Source organism: Dactylosporangium thailandense, assembly GCF_059739745.1.
On record NZ_AP029195.1, the window covers coordinates 1,271,968 to 1,291,013 of the forward strand.

At 73.4% G+C, this 19,046-nt stretch carries 18 protein-coding genes; 9 read left to right on the forward strand and 9 right to left on the reverse strand.

Annotated elements, in window-relative coordinates; all coding sequences use genetic code 11:
• The first annotated feature begins 56 nt into the window (after nucleotides 1-56).
• Nucleotides 57-1,298: a PIN-like domain-containing protein gene (locus AC6JBM_RS05395; RefSeq protein ID WP_497982518.1), complete on the forward strand. Its 1,242-nt coding sequence runs from the start codon at nucleotides 57-59 to the stop codon at nucleotides 1,296-1,298.
• Here AC6JBM_RS05395 and AC6JBM_RS05400 read toward each other — a convergent pair.
• From AC6JBM_RS05400 to AC6JBM_RS05415, 4 genes are all read right to left on the reverse strand, one after another.
• On the reverse strand, nucleotides 1,295-3,841 hold the full coding sequence (locus AC6JBM_RS05400; protein ID WP_497982519.1) for an EAL domain-containing protein: 2,547 nt from the start codon (nucleotides 3,839-3,841) through the stop codon (nucleotides 1,295-1,297). The genes AC6JBM_RS05395 and AC6JBM_RS05400 overlap by 4 nt on opposite strands.
• A gap of 86 nt (nucleotides 3,842-3,927) precedes the next feature.
• Nucleotides 3,928-4,119: a DUF5703 family protein gene (locus AC6JBM_RS05405; RefSeq protein WP_350625727.1), complete on the reverse strand. Its 192-nt coding sequence runs from the start codon at nucleotides 4,117-4,119 to the stop codon at nucleotides 3,928-3,930.
• A gap of 12 nt (nucleotides 4,120-4,131) precedes the next feature.
• Nucleotides 4,132-5,082 (reverse strand): YncE family protein, encoded by a 951-nt coding sequence (locus AC6JBM_RS05410; RefSeq protein WP_497982520.1) that lies wholly within the window; start codon nucleotides 5,080-5,082, stop codon nucleotides 4,132-4,134.
• 25 nt (nucleotides 5,083-5,107) lie between these two features.
• A complete protein-coding gene (locus AC6JBM_RS05415) occupies nucleotides 5,108-6,079 on the reverse strand; it encodes an aldo/keto reductase (protein WP_497982521.1) in 972 nt (323 codons plus the stop codon).
• A gap of 117 nt (nucleotides 6,080-6,196) precedes the next feature.
• On the opposite strand from AC6JBM_RS05415, the gene AC6JBM_RS05420 reads away from it, so the two are divergent.
• From AC6JBM_RS05420 to AC6JBM_RS05435, 4 genes are all read left to right on the forward strand, one after another.
• Nucleotides 6,197-7,246, forward strand: a complete 1,050-nt coding sequence (locus AC6JBM_RS05420) for an LLM class F420-dependent oxidoreductase (RefSeq protein WP_350625721.1) — start codon at nucleotides 6,197-6,199, stop codon at nucleotides 7,244-7,246.
• Complete coding sequence (locus tag AC6JBM_RS05425; RefSeq protein ID WP_497982522.1) at nucleotides 7,243-7,947, forward strand: MSMEG_4193 family putative phosphomutase; 705 nt, start codon at nucleotides 7,243-7,245, stop codon at nucleotides 7,945-7,947. Before AC6JBM_RS05420 ends, AC6JBM_RS05425 begins: the two co-directional genes overlap by 4 nt.
• Before the next feature lie 140 nt (nucleotides 7,948-8,087).
• On the forward strand, nucleotides 8,088-8,651 hold the full coding sequence (locus AC6JBM_RS05430) for a DUF3090 domain-containing protein (RefSeq protein ID WP_497982523.1): 564 nt from the start codon (nucleotides 8,088-8,090) through the stop codon (nucleotides 8,649-8,651).
• A 6-nt stretch (nucleotides 8,652-8,657) separates the two neighbouring features.
• The gene (locus AC6JBM_RS05435; RefSeq protein WP_497982524.1) at nucleotides 8,658-9,461 is read left to right on the forward strand and encodes an SCO1664 family protein; all 804 of its coding nucleotides are present in this window, start codon (nucleotides 8,658-8,660) and stop codon (nucleotides 9,459-9,461) included.
• A 75-nt stretch (nucleotides 9,462-9,536) separates the two neighbouring features.
• On the opposite strand, the gene AC6JBM_RS05440 is transcribed toward AC6JBM_RS05435, so the two are convergent.
• Nucleotides 9,537-9,890: a VOC family protein gene (locus tag AC6JBM_RS05440; RefSeq protein ID WP_350625713.1), complete on the reverse strand. Its 354-nt coding sequence runs from the start codon at nucleotides 9,888-9,890 to the stop codon at nucleotides 9,537-9,539.
• Between the two features lie 355 nt (nucleotides 9,891-10,245).
• Complete coding sequence (locus AC6JBM_RS05445; protein ID WP_497982525.1) at nucleotides 10,246-11,040, reverse strand: MerR family transcriptional regulator; 795 nt, start codon at nucleotides 11,038-11,040, stop codon at nucleotides 10,246-10,248.
• Nucleotides 11,041-11,138: 98 nt separating this feature from the next.
• Here AC6JBM_RS05445 and mshC point away from each other — a divergent pair, with 98 nt between their 5' ends.
• Complete coding sequence (gene mshC / locus AC6JBM_RS05450) at nucleotides 11,139-12,389, forward strand: cysteine--1-D-myo-inosityl 2-amino-2-deoxy-alpha-D-glucopyranoside ligase (RefSeq protein ID WP_497982526.1); 1,251 nt, start codon at nucleotides 11,139-11,141, stop codon at nucleotides 12,387-12,389.
• Here the strand turns inward: mshC and AC6JBM_RS05455 are convergent.
• The 3 genes from AC6JBM_RS05455 to AC6JBM_RS05465 all read right to left on the reverse strand — a co-directional run bounded on the left by AC6JBM_RS05455 (nucleotide 12,386) and on the right by AC6JBM_RS05465 (nucleotide 15,991).
• Nucleotides 12,386-13,192: a DUF6999 family protein gene (locus tag AC6JBM_RS05455; RefSeq protein ID WP_497982527.1), complete on the reverse strand. Its 807-nt coding sequence runs from the start codon at nucleotides 13,190-13,192 to the stop codon at nucleotides 12,386-12,388. The two genes, mshC and AC6JBM_RS05455, sit on opposite strands and share 4 nt — an antisense overlap.
• Nucleotides 13,189-14,967 carry a 3-oxoacyl-[acyl-carrier-protein] synthase III C-terminal domain-containing protein gene (locus AC6JBM_RS05460; RefSeq protein ID WP_497982528.1) on the reverse strand — a complete coding sequence of 593 codons (1,779 nt, stop codon included), beginning with the start codon at nucleotides 14,965-14,967 and terminating at the stop codon, nucleotides 13,189-13,191. Before AC6JBM_RS05460 ends, AC6JBM_RS05455 begins: the two co-directional genes overlap by 4 nt.
• A 124-nt stretch (nucleotides 14,968-15,091) precedes the next feature.
• Complete coding sequence (locus AC6JBM_RS05465) at nucleotides 15,092-15,991, reverse strand: LysR family transcriptional regulator (RefSeq protein ID WP_497982529.1); 900 nt, start codon at nucleotides 15,989-15,991, stop codon at nucleotides 15,092-15,094.
• Between the two features lie 74 nt (nucleotides 15,992-16,065).
• Between AC6JBM_RS05465 and AC6JBM_RS05470 the strand changes: the two genes are divergently transcribed.
• The 3 genes from AC6JBM_RS05470 (at nucleotide 16,066) to mctP (ending at nucleotide 18,993) form a co-directional block, all read left to right on the forward strand.
• Nucleotides 16,066-16,980 carry a threonine ammonia-lyase gene (locus tag AC6JBM_RS05470; protein WP_497982530.1) on the forward strand — a complete coding sequence of 305 codons (915 nt, stop codon included), beginning with the start codon at nucleotides 16,066-16,068 and terminating at the stop codon, nucleotides 16,978-16,980.
• Nucleotides 16,981-17,109: 129 nt separating this feature from the next.
• Entirely contained in the window at nucleotides 17,110-17,328 is a 219-nt protein-coding gene (locus tag AC6JBM_RS05475) for a DUF3311 domain-containing protein (protein ID WP_350625699.1), read from the forward strand.
• Nucleotides 17,329-17,334: 6 nt separating this feature from the next.
• Nucleotides 17,335-18,993 (forward strand): monocarboxylate uptake permease MctP, encoded by a 1,659-nt coding sequence (mctP, locus tag AC6JBM_RS05480; protein WP_497982531.1) that lies wholly within the window; start codon nucleotides 17,335-17,337, stop codon nucleotides 18,991-18,993.
• The last annotated feature ends 53 nt before the right edge of the window (nucleotides 18,994-19,046 follow it).

Consider the following 19,046-nt stretch of genomic DNA (forward strand, 5'->3'; position numbering starts at 1 on the left):
GATCGGCCGGCCGCCGATGCGCGATGCGCCGGGTGCCGAGGATATTGTGGCCGTCGATGCATGGACTCTTCGACGGCTTCGAGGGCTACCGGATCGTCGGCGACGCCGACAAGGACCAGGCCCTCAAGTCCGCGCTCGTCGCGGTCGACGCCAACGTGCTGCTGAGCCTGTACCGCTACAACCGCCGCACGACCGAGGACCTCCTCGCGGTCCTCGAGCGGCTCGGGGACCGGCTGGTCGTGCCGCACCAGGCCCTGCGCGAGTTCCACCGCAACCGGATCAGCGCCATCGGCAACCCGTCCGGCGTGGCCCGCGAGACCCGCGAGGAGCTCGGGAAGAGCCGGGCCGCCGCGGCCGAGGCGATGCGGCGGTGGGCGCGCACCGTCGCGCTCGACGACGCCGACCTGCGCCGGCACGAGCAGGCGATCGAGGAGCTCTTCGACGACCTCGACATCGCGATCGTGCGGACCGAGACCGGCCGCGTGCAGGCCGCCACCCCGGTCGAGCAGGACCCGGTGATGCGGCGGCTACTCGTGCTCCTCGCCGGCCGGGTGCTGCCACACCCCGGCGAGCAGCGCTGGTCGGAGCTCGTCGCCGAGGGCACGCGGCGGGTCGCCGAGCGGCGGCCGCCCGGATACCTGGACGCCGACAAGACCGCCCACCCCGAGGGCGCCACGGGCGACTTCCTCATTTTCCGGCAGTCCTGCGAGGCGGCGCGGGAGCGCGGCCTGGACCTCGTGATCGTCACCAACGACGAGAAGGAGGACTGGTGGTGGCGGCACCGGTCCGAGTTCGTCGGCCCGCGGCCGGAGCTGGTCAAGGAGTTCTTCGATCTCAGCGGCCGCCGGCTGCACCTGCTGCGCGTGCGGGACCTGCTCTCCCGCTCCGCCGCCCTGGACATCGAGGTGAGCCCCGCCTCGGTGCAGGACGCCGAGCGGGACCGCAGCACGGCCCCCGCCGCGCTGACCGCCGACGCGGCGCTGGCGCTGATCCGGGTGATCGAGCGCGTGGATCCCGAGGTCGCCGCGGCCGTGCGGGAAGCCGCGGCGAGCGACGACACCGTGGTCGTCACGCCGGCCGACGGGCCGGGCCTGTCGGCGCTCATCGCCGCGTACATCGACTTCCTGCGCCTCACCGAGGGCCGCACGATCCCGGTCCCGGCGGTCGTCCGCCCGGTGTTCGGCGACGGCGGCGAGCTCGTCGCGCACCGGCTGACCCCCGAGTTCGCGGCGGTGCTGCGCCTGGCCCCGACCAAACCGCCGGCCAAACCGCCGGCCAAACCGCCGGCTCGGGGCTAGCGGACGGTGCGGCGGGTGTCGAGGTAGGCCTCGAGGCGCTCCGGGACCGAGGGAGCGCAGAACAGGGAGCCCTGGGCCAACCGGCAGCCCGCGGCGGTGATCGTGGCCAGCTCCGCGTCGTCGCGTACGCCGTCCACGGCCACCTCCACGCCCAGCTGCCGCGCCAGGTTCACCACCGCGGCCACCACCGGGGTCTCCGCGCCCGCGAAGGTGCGCCGGTCGACGCGTACCAGGTCCAGCGGCAGGCGGCGCAGCAGGCTCAGCGTCGTCGCGGGCACGCCGAAGCCGTCCAGGGCGGTGCGGGCGCCCAGGGTCCGGATCGCGGTCAGGCGGTCGACGAGGTCCGGCAGCTCCGGCTCCGGGACGGTGAACTGGACCACGAGGCGCGACGGCGGGATGCCGGTGGCCGCGAGCAGGTCCGCGAAGCCGTCGGCGGCGAGCAGGGCGGGGGAGACCGGCACGGCCAGCCACAGGGGCGGGCCGCCACCGTCGCGGTGGCCGAGCTGGCGGCCCGCGGCCGCGAGCAGCCAGGCGCCGAGCTCGTGGTGCAGGCCCAGCTGGTCGGCGACGGGCAGGAACTCGGCGTCGGTGACCGGGCCGAGGCCGTCGCGGCGCCAGCGGGGCCGGGCCTCGACGCCGACCACGCGGCCGGACGGGAGCTCGACGACGGGCTGGAAGAGCAGGTCGAGCTCGCCGCGGGCGAGGGCGCCCGGCAGGTCCTGCTCGATGGTGAGCCGGCGGCGCAGCTGGGCGGCGGTCGCCTCGTCGTACCACTGCGGCGGCTGGGCCGGGCCGAGCTGCCGGGCCCGTTGCAGGGCGAGCTCGGCGCGGCTCAGGGCACGGCCGCCGGCGTCGGCGGTGTGCCCGGCGGCGACGTGCTCGGCGGTGACGTGCTCGGCGGTGATGTGCTCGGCAAGGCCGGCCGACGCGGACAGGTGCGAGGCGACGCCCAGCACCGGGTACGGGTCCGACAGCAGCGTGAGCAGGCGGCTCGCGGTCATCTGGGCGTGGACGGCGCCGCCGGCCGTCAGCACCGCGAACTGGTCGCTCGTCAGGCGGGCCGCGACCTCGCCGGGGGCCAGGGCGGCGCGCAGGCGGCGGGCGGCCTCGACGAGCACCGCGTCGCCGATCTCGTGACCGCGCAGCTGGTTGACGCTGCCGAGCCCGTCGAGGCCCAGCACGACGAGCACGCCGGGCGTGGTGCGCTCGGCCAGCAGGCGCCGCAGCTCGGTGCGGTTCGCCAGGCCCGTGAGATGGTCGGTGCGGGCCGCCTGGTGCAGGGCGTGCTCGAGCTGGCGGCGCCGGCTGATGTCGCGCACGTGCACGACGACGGCGCGCACGGACGGGTCGGAGCGCTGGTCGCTGACGCTCCACTCGGTCTCGCGCCAGATGCCGAAGCCGTCGCCGATGCGGGCCTCGATGAGCGTGTCGCCGCCGGCGAGGGCCGCGGCCACGGCCGCGGCCTCGTCGGGGTGGACGCGGTCGAGCAGGGGCCGGTCGACGACATCGGCGTCGGCGAGGCCGAGGCGGCGCGCGGCGGCGGGGGACTGCCAGCGCACGACCAGGGCGTCGTCGAGCATCATGGTCACGTCGGCGGAGCCGGCCACGAGGGCGCGGAAGCGGGCCTCGCGTTCGGCGAGCCAGCGCGCGTACTGCCGCACATCCGCGACCGCGAGCGCCTCCCGCACCGCGATGATCACGACACCCACGATGGCCAGGACCGCCGAGACGGTGTCGAAGCGGCCGGCGACGACGAGGTGGTAGGCGGCGGCGACGAGCGCGCCGGCGAGCGGGAGGGCCAGCAGCGGGTACCGCGCGAAACTCCCGTCCGTCGTCGGCGCACCGGACTCGGCCGGGCCCGGCGGCAGCTCCCGGCCGGCGAGCAGCGGGCCGGCGACGAGCGGCACGCCGGCGAGCAGCAGCCAGCCGGGCTCGAGGTGGTAGTCGAGGATCAGCACGAGCGCCGTCTGCGCGACGATCATGATCAGGGCGCCGAGGCCGCGCAGCAGCGCGCCGGGCTGGACGGTCGCGGCGCGCATGGTGCCCACGACGGCGGCGCCGACGGCGACGGCGGCCACGAGCGTGGCGGTGAGGGCGGCGCCCTTGAGCCCGGCGGCCTCGAAGACGACGAGCCAGGCGATGAAGAACAGGATGACCCCGATGCCGACGCCGTCGAGCAGGCGCCGGACCCGGCCGACGTAGGTGGCGGCCTGCCCGGGCAGGTGGAACAGCCCGGCGAGCAGCGTGCCGGCGACGAAGAACAGGCCGATGAGCGGCAGCTCGGCGGGCAGCGGCACGTCGGAGAGCATGGCGCCGGGGGCGGCCACGGAGGCGATGCCGGCGGCGGCGGTCGACACGCCGCAGAAGCCGAGGCCGGCGGAGACCGGGCGGTGCCAGGCGGCGGTGTCGCTGCGCAGCAGCAGGGTGGCGGCGCGGGCGGCGGCGACGAGTCCGGCGACGGCGAGCGCGAGCCCGGCGGGCAGGAGCCCGGCGAGGGCCGCGGCCAGCGCGGCGGCACTGAGCGTGACCGAGACCAGCAGCACGGGGTGAGTCTGGCGTACCCCGCACACAGCAGCAAGCATTGACAACGTTACGTTCCGTCGTGCGAATGCGGAACGCCGGCGTTCAACTACGTGCTGAGCCCGGGGAGCGTGGTGTTGGTGACACGGCGGCGGAGCATCACCTGGCGGGAGCCGTCCGGGTAGAGCCGGACCCGCGCCAGCTCCCAGCCGCCGTACTCGGCCTGGATCGTCAGCTGTGCGTTAGCGGTCATCCGGTCGACATTCGACGGCAACCGCAGCGGCACGTACTCGTAGTCCATGCACCGATACTGCTACGCCGCAATGCGCTGCACCAGCCCTTGCGCCCCGGTGCCGTCCGACCCGGCGACGGCCAGCGCCCCGGAGGCCGGGTCGACGGCAAGAGCCAGCGGCAGCCGTACCGTCGGATGCCGCCCGACCTCCCGAGGCGTCCCACCCCCGAGGTGAAAGCCCACCACCTCGTTACGGGCCGTGAGCGTCACCCAGAGCACACCCCGGTTCTCGTCGTACGCGGCCGCCCACGCCCCGCCCTTCACCGGGTAGCGCTGGCGCAGGATCAGCGGCCCGGTGTCGAAGACCAGCAGCTCCCCGTCGCGCGCGTCGATCACCGCGAACCGCCCGCCGCCGACGGCCGCGACCGTCACGGCCCCGTCCCCGGCCCGCAGCGCCTCCTGCCGCGCGCCGGTCGCGGCGTCGAACACGGTGATCGAGGACTGCGACGTGTCGAGCACGGCGATGCGGGAGCCGTCCGCGGCCAGGGCGGCCGGGCGCCCGCCGGTGCCGATGGTGCGCAGCACCTCCCCGGCGGCCGAGAGGATGATCACATCGCCGCGGTCGGGCAGCGCGACGGCGGTCCAGTCGGCGTCGCGGGGCACGGCGATCGCCCCGCCCACGCCCGGCAGCGCCCACGTCGCCCCGCCCGGCAGGTTGTGCACCGCGGACCCGGCGACCACGCGGAACCCGCCGGCGACGCTCACCACGCCCCGGGGTGGTCCGGCGACGGGGGATCGGGCGGCCTCAGGCAGTACAAATGCGGCGTTTTCGGAAATCGCGGCCACGGTCGTGCCGATCGCGACCCCGGTCGGGCGCTCCGGCACCGCCATCGTCGTCCCGGCGGGACTCGTGGACGGCGCGGGCGCCCAGGTCGGGGTCGGCATCGTGGCGTCGGGGTGGCTGACGGGCGCGCCGGCGTCACACGCGGTGAGCAGCAGCACGCCGGCCAGCGTCAGCAGTCGGCGCAGCATGGTCCGACCAGGGTATTCGCTCGGTCTACGTCTGCCGCTCCGGGTAGCCGGAGGTGGGCGCCGACACGTCGTCGAGCGCGGCCCGGATCTCCCGCGGCAGCACGATCTCCTCGGTCTGCAGCGCCCCGAGCAGCTGCCCGACCGTGCGCGCGCCGAGCACCGGCGCGACCACGCCCGGCCGGTCCCGCACCCACGCCAGGGCCACCTCCAGCGGCGACACGCCGAGGCCGCCCGCCGCGGTCGCGACCGCCTCCACGATCCCGGCGCACCGGTCGTCGAGATACGGGGCCACGAACCGCTCGAAGTGCGGCGACGCGGCCCGCGAGTCGGCCGGCACGCCGGTGCGGTACTTGCCGGTCAGCACCCCGCGGCCCAGCGGCGACCAGGGCAGGATGCCGATGCCCAGCGCCGAGCAGGCCGGGATGACCTCGCGCTCGATGCCCCGCTCCAGCAGCGAGTACTCCACCTGCGTGGACACCAGCGGCGCCCGCCCCGGCCACGCCGCCTGCCAGGTCGCGGCCCGGGCGGTCTGCCAGCCGGAGAAGTTCGACACCCCGGCGTAGCGGGCCCGGCCGCTGCTCACCGCCGTGTCGATCGCCGAGAGCGTCTCCTCCAGCGGCGTGTCGGGGTCGTACCCGTGCACCTGCCACAGATCGACGTGGTCGGTCCCGAGCCGCTGCAGGGACGTGTCGAGGGCGCTCAGCAGGTGGCCGCGGGAGCCGTCCCGGCGGCGGGTCATCCCCGGGCGCAGGCCCGCCTTGGTCGCGATGACCAGCTCCTCGCGCGGTACCAGCCGGCCCACCAGGGCACCGATGACCGACTCGGCCTCGCCGTCGGCGTAGACGTCCGCGGTGTCCAGCAGCGTCCCGCCGGCGTCGCGGAACGTCTTGAGCTGAGCCGCCGCGTCGTCGGCGTCGGTGTCACGGCCCCACGTCATCGTGCCGAGGGCCAGCCGGGATACCGCCAGCCCGCTACGGCCGAGCGGTCGCTGTTGCATGCATGGAACGATACGGCCGGATGGCGCCAACGTAGCGGAGGCGGGCCACGTCGGCGGCAGGGGCTACCCTGGTGCGGCACCGTGCAGGGTCGCACGGGGGACCTCTGGGAGGCAGTAGTGCGGCTTGCGTTGAACCTCGGTTACCTGTCGTCATGGAACGACCCGGCCGGTCACCTGGCCATCGCCCAGGAGGCCGACCGTCTCGGTTTCTCCTGCGTATGGGTGGCGGAGGCCTACGGTTCCGACGCGCCGAGCATGCTCGCCTGGATCGCCGGGCAGACCGAGCGGATCGAGCTGGGCTCCGCCGTCTTCCAGATTCCGGCCCGCACCCCCGCCATGACGGCGATGACCGCCGCCACGATCGACAAGCTCTCCGGCGGCCGGTTCCGCCTCGGCCTCGGCGTGTCGGGCCCCCAGGTCTCCGAGGGCTGGCACGGCGTGCGGTTCGCCAAGCCGCTCAAGCGCACCCGCGAATACGTCGACATCGTCAACCTCGCCCTGACCCGCAAGGTCGTCGACTACGACGGCGAGTTCTACACGCTGCCGCTGCCCGACGGCCCCGGCAAGGCGCTCAAGCTCATCCTGCATCCGGTCCGCGACCACGTGCCGGTCTACCTCGCCGCCGTCGGCCCCAAGAACCTCGAGCTGGCCGGCGAGATCGCCGACGGCTGGCTGGCCATCTTCTTCTCCCCGGAATACGCGGGCGAGTCGCTGGGCTCGATCGCCGCGGGCCGGGCCAAGGCCGGCAAGACGATGGACGGCTTCGAGGTGGCGGTGTCGGTACCGGTGGTCTTCGGCGACGACGTCGCGATGTGCGCCGAGCTCGTGCGCCCCTACGCGGCCCTCTACGTCGGCGGCATGGGCTCGCGGGAGCAGAACTTCTACAACGCCCTCGCCACCCGGATGGGCTACGGCGAGGCGGCCAAGGAGGTCCAGGACCTCTATCTCGCCAAGCGCCACCGGGACGCGGCCGCCGCCGTACCGTTGGAGTTCATCGACCGCACCTCGCTGCTCGGGCCCGTCGAGCGCGTGGCGGAGCGGCTGCAGGCGTATCAGGAGGCCGGCGTGACGGAGATCTCCACCATCGTGTTCGGCGACGCCGACTACTCGATCGGCGTCATCCGCCAGCTCGCCGAGGCGTGGGAGCGGGCGGGACTGAGCTCGTGACGACCGTGCTGCTGCTGCGCCACGGCCGGACCACGACCAACGCGACCGGGGTCCTCGCCGGGCACCAGCCCGTCGCGCTGGACGAGGTCGGCCGGGCCCAGGCCGTCGCCGTCGGCGAGCGACTCGCCGCGGCCAAGCTCCCCCTCGCCGCCGTCGTCAGCAGCCCGCTGCCGCGCTGCCGGGAGACCCTGTCCCTCGCGCTGCCCGACATGACCGACGTGGTCGAGGACGAGGGCATCATCGAGTGCCGCTACGGCGACTGGACCGGCCGCCCGCTCAAGGAGCTGGCCAAGGAGCCGCTGTGGGCGACGGTGCAGGCCCACCCCTCCGCGGCCGTCTTCCCCGGCCCCGGCGCGGAGTCGATGGCCGCCATGTCGGCCCGGGCGATCGCCGCGGTCCGTTCCTGGGATGCGCGCATCGCCGCCTCGCACGGCCCGGAGGCGGTGTGGCTCGCCTGCAGCCACGGCGACATCATCAAGGCGATCGCGGCGGACGCGCTCGGCATGCACCTGGACCTGTTCCAGCGCCTCGCGGTCGAGCCCGCGTCCGTGACCGTCATCCGGTACACCCCGCTGCGCTCCTTCGTCCTGCGCCTCAACGACACCGGCGGCGATCTGTCCGGGTTCCAGCCGCCGGAGAAGACGGAGGGCGAGCCGTCCTCGGATGCCGCCGTCGGGGGCGGTTCGGGCGGTTCGGTGTGATCTTGTGCCCGCCTGCGGCAGTTCCCGCCACGACTGGATAGAGTTCTCAGCATGAGCGGTTCGGAGCGAAGCGGAGAGGCCGCTCATCATGGGCATTGATTCAGCTCAGGCTGGCGCCGGAGCGAAGCGGAGGTGACAGCATGAGCCACCACGTGTATGCATTCGAGCCGCCGGAGCGGTTCGTTGCCGGCACCGTGGGTGCGCCGGGGGAGCGGACCTTCTTCCTGCAGGCCCGCGGCGGCGGCCGGCTGATCAGCGTCGCACTGGAGAAGGTGCAGGTCTCCCTGCTGGCCGAGAAGCTCGAGGAGCTGCTGCAGGAGGCCCACCGCCGCTTCGGCGTCGACCTCGCCACGGAGACGGTCGTCGAGACCGCCGACAACGAGCCCCTCGACACCCCGCTCGACGAGGAGTTCCGCGTCGGCACCCTCGGCCTGCAGTTCGACGTCGACAGCGCCACGGTCATCATCGAGGCGATCGCGGTCGGCGAGGAGGAGGCCGAGGAGCCCGACGAGGACGAGGACGAGGAGCTCGCCACCGCCGACCGGGACCGCCTGCGGGTCCGGCTGACGCCGGCGGCCACGAAGGCGTTCATCGAGCGGGCCAAGCGGGTCGTCGCCTCCGGCCGCCCGCCGTGCCCGCTGTGCGGCCAGCCCCTCGACGCCCGCGGGCACCTCTGCCCGCGGCACAACGGCTACCGCCGGTAGCCGGGCGTGCCGGCCCTGCCCGAGGACGAGGCGCTCGAGCTGCTGCGCCACGGCGAGCTGGAGCTCGAGGGCCGGCTCATGGACGCCTCCAACGCCACCCTGCGCTGCGTCATCACCCTGGGTGAGACCGCGGCCCGGTGCGTCTACAAGCCGGTCAGCGGCGAGCGCCCGCTGTGGGACTTCCCCGACGGCACCCTCGCCGGCCGCGAGTTCTCGGCCTGGCTGCTCTCCGAGGCGACCGGCTGGGGCATCGTCCCGCCGACCCTGCTGCGCGACGGCCCGCTCGGCCCCGGCATGTGCCAGCTCTGGATCGACGACGAGCTGCAGACCGACGACCTGCTGCTCGGGTTCGTGCCGGCGAACAAGGTCCCGAAGGACTGGCGCCGGATCATGTCGGCCCGCGACGAGCGCGGCCGCCCCTTCGTCCTCGCCCACGCCGACGACCCGCGGCTGGCCCGCATCGCGCTCTTCGACGCGGTCGCGAACAACGCCGACCGCAAGGGCGGCCACGTGATCGACACCGTGGACGGCAAGGTCCACGGCGTCGACCACGGCATCTGCTTCCACACCGAGGACAAGCTGCGCACGATCATCTGGGGCTGGGCCGGCGAGCCGATCCCGGACGAGGGGATCGAGGTCCTGGAGAAGCTGCGGGCGCAGTACTCCGCCGGCCTCGCCGAGACGTTCGCGGAGCACCTGACCCCGGCCGAGGTGGCCATGATCTGGGTGCGCATCGACGCCCTGCTGCGGGCGCGCACGTTCCCGTCGCCGGACGAGGACCGCCACGCGATTCCCTGGCCGCCGATCTAGTCCCGCTGCTGGTGTGACCCGATATGTCGGGCGCTGACGCGCCACGACATATCGGATTTTTCGTATATGCCCGAATCAGTCCTTCGACGGGCGGCCGATGTCGAACAGGTTGCCCTCGGGGTCGGCGAGCGTGGCCCAGGCCGCGCCGTACTCGTCGAAGTCCCCCACGTGCCTGGCCCCGAGCGCCACCGCCCGCTCGACCCCGGCCGCGATGTCGTCGGTGTGCAGGTCGAGGTGGACGCTGTTCTTGCCGGGGGTGCGGTCGGGCACGCGGATGAACATGAGCGTGGGGGAGTCCCCGGCGGTGGCGAAGAACTCGGACGCGCCCGGGTTCAGGTCGCGGCCGAGGAGCTCGGCGTAGAAGGCGGCCAGGTCCTTGGCGCTGCCGGTGCAGTCGACGGTGACGTTGGCGAGGGTGATGTCGGGCATTGCGGTGCTCTCCTTCGTTCGGTTGCGAACGATATGTCGGGCGCTGGCGCGCCGCGACATATCGGATTTATCTCCTGCCGGGGTATAAGTCCGAAAAGTCCGATCACGGAGTGTCGGACTTTTCGTCCTGGGGTAAGGCGTTTTGCTCGACCGGCCGCTGTTCTCGATGCGCCCGGCCAGCGCTTTCGTGGGGCCAGCGTTGATGCGACCAGCCGGCGCCGTTGCTTGTTCGACCGGCTGGCGGCCGGTGTTTATTCGACGGGCCAGCGCTCGCCGGCAAGCCCAGCTCGCGTTCCGGGCGCCCGGCCGGCGTTTCAGGCGACCTGGCCGCCGTTCAGGCGACCGCCCGGCCGTTTCAGGCGACCGGCCAGCACACCTCGGTGCGGAATCGCTCCTCGTCGTCCGTGTGCTGCGGCCCGACCAGGTACTGCTCCACGATCGGCTCCGCCAGCGCCGTGTCATGCACCGCCACGTGCGCGCCCAGCGCCCCGTACGTGAGGTCACAGTCGCCGAACGGCCCCGCGTGCACCGCCACGGCATACCGGCGCCCCGGCAGCGTGCCCAGGCGCGGATCACCGGCGAACGCGCCGGGCACGACCGGTACGAAGGCCGAAATCTCCCCGGCGTCCTGCTCGAAGAACTCGGCCGAGTAGGTGGCGCCCGACAGGCCGGCCGGATCGGCGCCCGCCCGCCCGAGCACCCCGAACAGCTCCCCGAACGCCGCCCCGCACCACGCCTCCACGTCCGGGCGGGCGACCCGGGCCGCGACCCGCAGGACGGTCGCCGGGGCATGGGTGCGGTACAGCACCGCGACCGCCGGCGCCGCGTCCAGCAGCCGCCGCAGCGAGGCGACTACGTCCCGCGTCCGCGCCAGCTCCGCCTCCATGCGCTCCAGGTGCTGACGCAGCGTCCCGGCCCGGGCATCGGGCGCGGCCAGCACCGTGCGGATCTCGGCCAGCGGCAGGTCCAGCCCGCGCAGCCGCCGGATGAGGTGCGCGTCGCCGACCTGGCCCGGGTGGTACCGCCGATGCCCGGTCTCCCCGTCGACCTCGGCGGGCACGAGCAGGCCGATGTCGTGGTAGTACCGCAGCGTCTTCGCGGACAGATGACTCAGCCGCGAGAACTCCCCGATCGGGACGCCCGTCGTCATGGGCACCAGTGAACCCCTTCCAGCTACGGGAAGTGCAAGCGCAAGGGCAACGATCGTCACATCCCTCGGGAAGCGTGAGCCCGGATACGCTGTTGGTCATGGACTCCTGGACCGCACCGGCGCTGCCCACGCTGCCCCGCCCCGCCGGCGATGCCGCGCCGCTCGCCCTGTTCGACTCGGCGCGCCGGGAGATCGCCCCCGTCGAGCTCGACGGCCGCCCCGCGACCATGTACGTCTGCGGCATCACCCCCTACGACGCCACCCACCTCGGGCACGCGGCCACGATGATCGCGTTCGACCTGGCCAACCGGGTGTGGCGCGACGCCGGGCACGAGGTCGACTACGTCCAGAACGTCACCGACGTCGACGACCCGCTGCTGGAGCGGGCCGAGCGCGACGGCGAGGACTGGATCGTGCTCGCCATGCGCGAGACGGCGCTGTTCCGCGAGGACATGGAGGCGCTGCGGATCATCCCGCCGAAGCGGTACGTCGGCGCGGTCGAGTCCATCCCGCAGATCGCCCGCAAGGTCGCCTCGCTCATCGCCTCCGGCCACGCCTACCCCCTCGAGGACGGCACCGGCGACGTGTACTTCTCCGTCGCCACGGCGCCCGGGTTCGGCTCCGAGTCCAACCTGTCGCGCACCGAGATGCTGCGCCTGGCGGCCGAGCGCGGCGGCGACCCGCAGCGCCCCGGCAAGCGCGACCCGCTCGACCCGCTGCTGTGGCGCGGCGCCCGCGACGGCGAGCCGGCCTGGAACGGCGGCGAGCTCGGCCCCGGCCGCCCCGGCTGGCACATCGAGTGCACGGTCATCGCCCAGAGCCTGCTCGGCGACACCATCGACGTGCAGGGCGGCGGCAACGACCTGCTGTTCCCGCACCACGAGTGCTCCGCCGCCCACGCCGAGGCCCTCTCCGGCAAGACGCCGTTCGCGACCCACTACGTGCACGCGGGCATGATCGGCCTCGAGGGCGAGAAGATGTCGAAGAGCAAGGGCAACCTCGTCTTCGTGTCCCGGCTGCGCGGCGACGGCGTCGACCCGATGGCGGTGCGCCTGGCCCTGCTCGCCGATCACTACCGCAACGACCGCATGTGGACCGACGACGTCCTCAAGGCCGGCCAGCAGCGCCTGTCGCGCTGGCGGGAGGCCGCCCGGGCCGGCATCGGCCCGTCGGGTGCGGAGCTCGTCGCCCAGCTGCGCGAGCGCCTCGGCGACGACCTCGACGCGCCCGGCGCCCTCGCCGCCGTCGACGCCTGGGTCGACGCGACGCTCGCCGACGCGGGCGACGACCGCGAGGCCCCGGCGATCATGGCCTCCGCGGTCGACGCCCTGCTGGGCGTCCGCCTCTAGCCGGCGGCGCCGGCCACCAGTCGGACGGTGGCCGGCCGCCGCAACCTCTCGTGGGCGTACTCGCAGACGACCGCGTGCTCGTAGACCGCCCGCGGCACGTCGAGCCGGCTGTCGACCCGCACCGCGACGCCCGCCGGCGCCCAGGTGCGGAACACCGGATCGCCGGTGACGTCGGCGAGCACGGCCATGAGGTGCGCGTCGAGCCGCAGCGAGTGCACGGCCCGCCGGTACTCGGCCGCGCTCAGGCACAACGCGAACGGGATGTTCATCAGGCACAGCGCCGACTGGATGTCCAGGCGCATGATCCGCCGGGTGCCCGGCTCGGCGTCGACCGGCCCGATGTTCAGCATGCTCGTGTCGAGCGCGTTGCGCCGCTGCCCGACGGCCTTGAGCACGTCGTACACGTTCACGTCGTGCTCGATGACCGCGCGGTCGCCGAGCTCGCGCAGCGCCCGCGGCCGCAGCGTCACCTCGTGCGGCATGCCGGTGTTGCGCGCGACGAACACGAGCAGGTTCGTCTCGACGATGAAGTGCCGCACGAGCAGCTCACCCGCGGCCGGGCTGACACACCGGCGCAGGAACCACACGCACAGCGCGTCCATGAGCCCGTGCGCGGTGAGCCGCCCGGGCACGAGCCGGCGCACCACGACGACGACCGCGACGAGCACGCCGCAGACGGGGCGCAGGAGGGGGTACAGCCACCGCCGCGACGCCGACCGCTGGTCCTCGATGACGAGCCGGAGCGTGGCCGGGTCCATCGGCTCCCGGGCGGCCAGCTCGTCCCAGATCCCGTCGTCGGTCACTGGATCTCCTCGAGCTGCAGGGCGTACAGCCGCGCCGTGATCCGGGCCGTGCGCACGATCCGCGCACAGTCGGCGGGATCGGCCATGACCGGGCCGAGCAGCCGACGCATCTCGCTCAGGTGGTCGCCGTCGTGTTGCCCGTGGTACCGCAGAAAAGTCACCTGCTCGTCGGTGAGCCCCAGCCGCTCCTGCAGCATCCGCGCCCACCCGAGCGCCTTGACGCCACCCAGCCCCTCGATCACGAACATCGCGCCGAGCAGGTCGACCGGATCGGGCAGCGAGGCCTGCTGCAGGATGAACGCGGACAACGCCTCGGACCCCGGGTTCTTGGCGGCCGCCGTGATCTCGGCGAGGTCCCCGCCGACGGCGACGAAGTCGCGTTCGAGCAGCCGGAAGTCCCGGTGCTCTTCGGCGGCGTGCCGGATCGCGGCGCTGCGCAGCTCGAACCGCTCGGCCGAGAAGCTGGAGGCGGCCCGGGAGATCCACCGCCCGCCCTCGACCACCTGCTGGCGGAGGTTGACGAGCAGGGCACGATAGTCGCTGATCGTGGCCGTGCCGTCCTCGATCCGGCGTACCAGCGGGACGCGGGCGAGCCGCTCTTCGAGCTCGCCCCAGATCTCGGCGAGGTCGTCGAGGAGCTGGGCCGGCCCGACGCAGGTGAGCAGCGCGAACGCGATCGTGAACCGCCCGGATTCGGGCACGGCGAGCAGAATTCGGTCCCCGGGCTTGAACTTCTGCGTGCGCCAGGCCTCCTCGAGCATGACGAAGATGCTGGCCGCGCCGGTGTTCCCGCACTGTTCGAGGTTGCTGAAGCAGATGGCGGCAATTTCCGGCATTTCACGAAATATCCGGTCTCGGAAGGTGTTCGCCGAGTAGTGCACCAGCGCGTGATCGATCGTTCGGATGTCAACGAGTTCGCGCAGCCGCTCGACTCCCAGCCGCACCAGCCCGGGCAGCCCGCCCACGTCCTGCCGCAGCCGCAACGCCCCCGCGGCCTCGGCCTCGGCGGCGCTGGCGGCGTCGAGCCACCCCTCGCCGGCGCGCATGCAGGCCGGATACTCGTGCGCGTACGACACGCTGCGCACCCACTCGACCCGCAGGCTGGCCCGATCGGCGCGCGGCCGCGACGACAGCACCACGGCCCCGGCCCCGTCGGAGAGCGTCCACCGCAGGAACTCGGCGTCGGCGGTGACCCGCCCGCCGGCCCCGAACCGCGGCTCGGCCAGCACTCGGCTGACGAGCTCGGAGCCGACCACGACGGCCGCGTCGTGTTCCCCGAGCGCCACGGTCGCGGCGGCCGCCTTGAGCGCGGCCATCCCGGACGCGCAGACCCCGCCGGCGCTGAGCAGCTCCATCGGCCCGCCACCGACGCGCCCGTGCACCATCGCGGCGAACCCGGGTACGAGCTGATCGCCCATCGTCGTGCCGGTCGCGAGCATCCCGATCTCGCCCAGCGCGAGCCCGGCGTCCTTGACGGCCCGCTCGACCGCCGCGGCGGCGAGTTCCTGGTTGCTCAGCCCCGGTCCGGCCTCGCTGTTGCCAAACCCTTCCCGCGTCCCGTCAAGCTCACCTTCCGCCTCCGCGCCGCCGGAGGATGGGCCGGCCGAGCCGACCGCGTAGTACCGCTGCCGAATCCCATTGGCCGCGAGCACCCGCACCCGCCGCCGGGCCGTGGCCCGATCCGTGCCGCCGAGCCGGTCCGCGATCTCGTCGTTGCCGACCGGCGCTCCCGGCAGGAACGACCCGCACCCCGTGATGTAGACCGTCTGTCCCATGCGGAACATTCCAGCCGGGCCGGGAGGAGATCGGATCCGCCGCGCAACTCAGCCGCCGTGAGTCGGAATACCTAGCTGTGGTGGCCGTTCCGTCTTCTTGACACCATACACCCGTGAGATAAATTCACGTTTCCGCCGTCACGCCCCGCATTTCCTCGTCACCCGTCGTGACCAGAAACTCCAGGAGGCGCGCGGTTGCGGGTGGGTCCGGGGGAACACCGTACGCCGCCGCGCTCACCCGCCGCCCCTCGCCCGCCAGCGGTGCCGTCGACACGGACGCCGAGCGGTGCGCCCGCAGGGCCAGCGACGGCAGGATCGTCACGCCCAGCCCGGCCGCGACCAGCGCCTGCACCGCGACATAGTCGTCGGTCGTGAACGCGATGTCCGGCACCAACCCGGCCGCCGCGCACCGCCGCACCAGGCTCTCCCGGCACCGCGCGCACCCCGCGATCCACCGGGCCCGCGCGAAGGACTCCAGCGGCCCCCCGGCGCCGGGCCGGGTCACCAGGTGCAGGCCCTCGGTGAACAGCGGCGTCAGCCGCACCTCGCGGTCGGCGGAGCCGTCGGCGGAGCCGTAGTCGAACACCACGGCGAGGTCGGCCTCCCCGGTGCGCAGCAGGGCCAGGGCCGCGGGCGGTTCCGCCTCCACGAACTCGAGCACCACGTCCGGATGCGCGGCCGTGAACCGGGCCGCCGCGCGCGGCACGAACGACCCCAGCGCCGACGGGAACGCCGCCAGCCGCACGCGCCCGGCCCGCAGGCCGCTGAGCTCGGCCAGCTCCGCCTCCGCGGCGTCGAGGCGGCCCAGGATCTCCTCGCCCCGCTCGGCCAGCAGCCGCCCGGCCGGCGTCAGCCGCACCCCGCGGCCGGCCCGCTGCAACAGCTGCGCCCCGGTCTCCGCCTCCAGCCGGGCGAGGTGGTGGCTCACCGACGGCTGCGCATAGTGCAGCGCCTCGGCCGCCGCCGTCACCGACCCGTGCCGGGCCACCGCCACGAGCACCCGCAGGCGCGTCACATCGAGCACGCATCAATGATGTCTATGAGAAAGCGACCGAACAAGCATTGGACCAATATGTCGTACCGGGGAAAGCTCACCCCATGCTCACCATGCGCGACGTGCTCGAGGCCCGGAAGATCGTCACCCGCCACCTCCCGCCCACCCCGTCCTGGTCCTACCCGCTGCTGGACGAGGCCGCCGGCCGCCGCGTCGTCGTCAAGCACGAGAACGCCCAGCCCACCGGCGCCTTCAAGGTCCGCGGCGCCCTGAACCTCCTCGCGACCCTCGACGGCGACGACCCGATCGTCACCTACTCCACCGGCAACCACGCCCGGGCGATCGCGTACGCGGCGCGCGAGTACGGCCGCGAGGCCACGATCGTCATGCCCGAGCACGCCGCCGAGCTGCGCGTCCGGGCCGTCGAGGCGCTGGGCGCGACGGTCGTGCGCCACGGCGCGAACATGGGCGACGCCGAGGAGCACGCCGGGACCCTGCCGGGCCGCCTGGTCAGCCCCGGCGACGAGCCGGCCCTCGTCGCCGGGGTCGCCACGCTGTACTGCGAGCTCCTCGAACGCCACCCCGACCTCGACACGCTCGTCGTCCCCGTCGGCTCGGGCACCGGCGCCGCGGCCGCCTGCCTCGTCGCCGCCGCGCTCGCGCCCGGCTGCCGGGTGATCGCGGTCCAGTCCCAGGCCGCGCCCGCCGCGCACGACTCGTGGCGGGCGGGCACGTGCCAGTACCGCGCAAACCTCACCGAGATCGACGGACTGGCCACCGGGCGGGGCTTCGCCGGCCCGCAGGCGATCCTCCGTGAGCACCTCGCCGACTTCGTCCTGCTCGGCGACGCGGCCATCGGCGACGCGCGGCGGCTGCTCGCCCGGCTCGCCGGCACCCAGGCCGAGGGCGCGGGCGCGGCGGCCCTCGCGGCGGTGCTCGCGCGGCCCGGGCTCATGGGCTCAGCCGTCGGGGTGGTCGTCACGGGGGCCAACGCGTCCGAATTGGAGCTTGCCCGTTAGGCGCATCGTTCGTACCGTTCGCCGATTCGCGGCCCGCGGGCCCTCGGGGAGTGGCAGGGATCAGGTTACGTCGATCATTACGGACCTGCCGCCCAGGTCCGGACACCCCCGTCGAAGGAGAGGTCTGCCATGACCGGTCCTGAAGAGCGGAAGGCCCCGGCGAGTGACCGCAGCCCGTGGAACTGGCTGCTGTTCATCCCGATCGTGGTACCGCTGCTGACTTTCGTGTTCAACGCCGACGGACCCCGCATCCTCGGCTTCCCCCGGTTCTACTGGCTCCAGCTGGCCTTCATCCTGCTGGGCGTCGGCGTGACCACGCTCGTCTACCAGATGACGAAGCGGCGGTGAGCGGCCATGTGGCGTGATCATGTCACCGAGGTCGTCATCTTCGTCGTGCTGTTCCTCGCCGTGAGCGCGATGGGCTTCGTCGCGGCCCGCTGGCGGCGCCCCGACACGCTCAACCATCTCGACGAGTGGGGCCTCGGCGGCCGCAGCTTCGGCGGCTGGATCACCTGGTTCCTGGTCGGCGGCGATCTGTACACCGCCTACACGTTCGTCGCCGTGCCCGCCCTGCTGTTCGCCTCGGGCGCGGCGGGCTTCTTCGCGGTGCCGTACACGGTGATCATCTACCCGCTCGTGTTCCTCGTCCTGGTGCGGATGTGGTCGGTGTCGCACCGGCACGGGTTCGTCACCCCGGCCGACTTCGTGCGGGCCCGGTTCCAGTCGCCCACGCTCGCCCTGGTCATCGCGATCACCGGGATCGTGGCGACGATGCCGTACATCGCGCTGCAGCTCGTCGGCATCGAGTCGGTGCTCAAGACGATGGGCGTCACCGGGTCCGGCACGCTGGCCCGGCACCTGCCGATCATCATCGCCTTCGCGATCCTGGCCGCCTACACGTACTCCAGCGGCCTGCGCGCCCCGGCGCTGATCGCGTTCGTGAAGGACATCCTGATCTACGTCGTCATCCTGGTCGCGGTCTTCTACCTGCCCGCGAAGCTCGGCGGCTGGGGCGCGATCTTCGACGCCGCGGACGCGAAGTTCGCCAAGACGCCGTCGCCCGCCGACGGCATCCTGCTCAACGGCGACAACCAGATCCAGTACTTCACGCTGGCCCTCGGCTCGGCGCTGGCCCTGTTCCTGTACCCGCACAGCATCACCGGCGTGCTCGCCAGCAAGAACCGCGACGTGATCAAGCGGAACATGTCGGCGCTGCCGGCGTACAGCTTCCTGCTCGGCCTCATCGCGCTGCTCGGATTCGCGGCCATCGCCGCGGGCGTGACCCCGCTGAAGAACGCCAACGGCACCAACGACAACAACACCGTGGTACCGCTGCTGTTCGACAAGATCTTCCCGGACTGGTTCGCGGGCGTCGCCTACGCCGCCGTCGGCATCGGCGCCCTGGTCCCGGCGGCCATCATGTCCATCGCCGCCGCGAACCTCTTCACGCGCAACATCTACCGCGAGTACTTCAAGCGCGACGCCACGCCCGCCCAGGAGGCCACGGTCTCCAAGGTGATGAGCCTGCTGGTCAAGTTCGGCGCCCTGCTCTTCGTCGTCTTCATCGACCCGCAGTTCTCGATCGACCTGCAGCTCATCGGCGGCGTCATCATCCTGCAGACCCTTCCGGCCGTGGCCCTGGGCCTGTTCACCCGCTGGTTCCACCGCGGCGCCCTGGTCGCGGGCTGGGTCGCCGGCATGGGCCTGGGCCTGTGGATGCTCTACCAGGTGGTGAACCCGACCACGCACCGCCACTTCGCGGGCTCGGCCTTCCCGCTGAGCGAGTGGGGCTTCGACACCAAGAAGACCATCTACGTCGGCTTCGTGGCCGTCGTGGTCAACCTGGCCGTGGCCGCGATCGTCACGCTGATCCTGCGCGCCTCCTCGGTCACCGACGGCGGCGACGACACCACGCGCGAGGACTACTTCGCCGACGAGGGCGACCCGCGCATCTCCGACGCCCCCACGTCCCCGGCCCCGGCCGCGACGGCCGCCCCGGACCCGATCACCTGAGGAAGGTGTGGCGCCGGTCGCGGAACTCCGTGGCCGGCGCCGCTAGCCTGCAG

Bases quoted from the DNA above. Each gene is read 5' to 3' on its own strand.
- AC6JBM_RS05395 (WP_497982518.1), top strand. From the start codon at position 57: ATGCATGGACTCTTCGACGGCTTCGAGGGCTACCGGATCGTCGGCGAC.
- AC6JBM_RS05405 (WP_350625727.1), bottom strand. From the start codon at position 4,119: ATGGACTACGAGTACGTGCCGCTGCGGTTGCCGTCGAATGTCGACCGG.
- AC6JBM_RS05410 (WP_497982520.1), bottom strand. From the start codon at position 5,082: ATGCTGCGCCGACTGCTGACGCTGGCCGGCGTGCTGCTGCTCACCGCG.
- AC6JBM_RS05415 (WP_497982521.1), bottom strand. From the start codon at position 6,079: ATGCAACAGCGACCGCTCGGCCGTAGCGGGCTGGCGGTATCCCGGCTG.
- AC6JBM_RS05430 (WP_497982523.1), top strand. From the start codon at position 8,088: ATGAGCCACCACGTGTATGCATTCGAGCCGCCGGAGCGGTTCGTTGCC.
- AC6JBM_RS05440 (WP_350625713.1), bottom strand. From the start codon at position 9,890: ATGCCCGACATCACCCTCGCCAACGTCACCGTCGACTGCACCGGCAGC.
- AC6JBM_RS05445 (WP_497982525.1), bottom strand. From the start codon at position 11,040: ATGACGACGGGCGTCCCGATCGGGGAGTTCTCGCGGCTGAGTCATCTG.
- mshC (WP_497982526.1), top strand. From the start codon at position 11,139: ATGGACTCCTGGACCGCACCGGCGCTGCCCACGCTGCCCCGCCCCGCC.
- AC6JBM_RS05460 (WP_497982528.1), bottom strand. From the start codon at position 14,967: ATGGGACAGACGGTCTACATCACGGGGTGCGGGTCGTTCCTGCCGGGA.
- AC6JBM_RS05470 (WP_497982530.1), top strand. From the start codon at position 16,066: ATGCTCACCATGCGCGACGTGCTCGAGGCCCGGAAGATCGTCACCCGC.
- AC6JBM_RS05475 (WP_350625699.1), top strand. From the start codon at position 17,110: ATGACCGGTCCTGAAGAGCGGAAGGCCCCGGCGAGTGACCGCAGCCCG.
- mctP (WP_497982531.1), top strand. From the start codon at position 17,335: ATGTGGCGTGATCATGTCACCGAGGTCGTCATCTTCGTCGTGCTGTTC.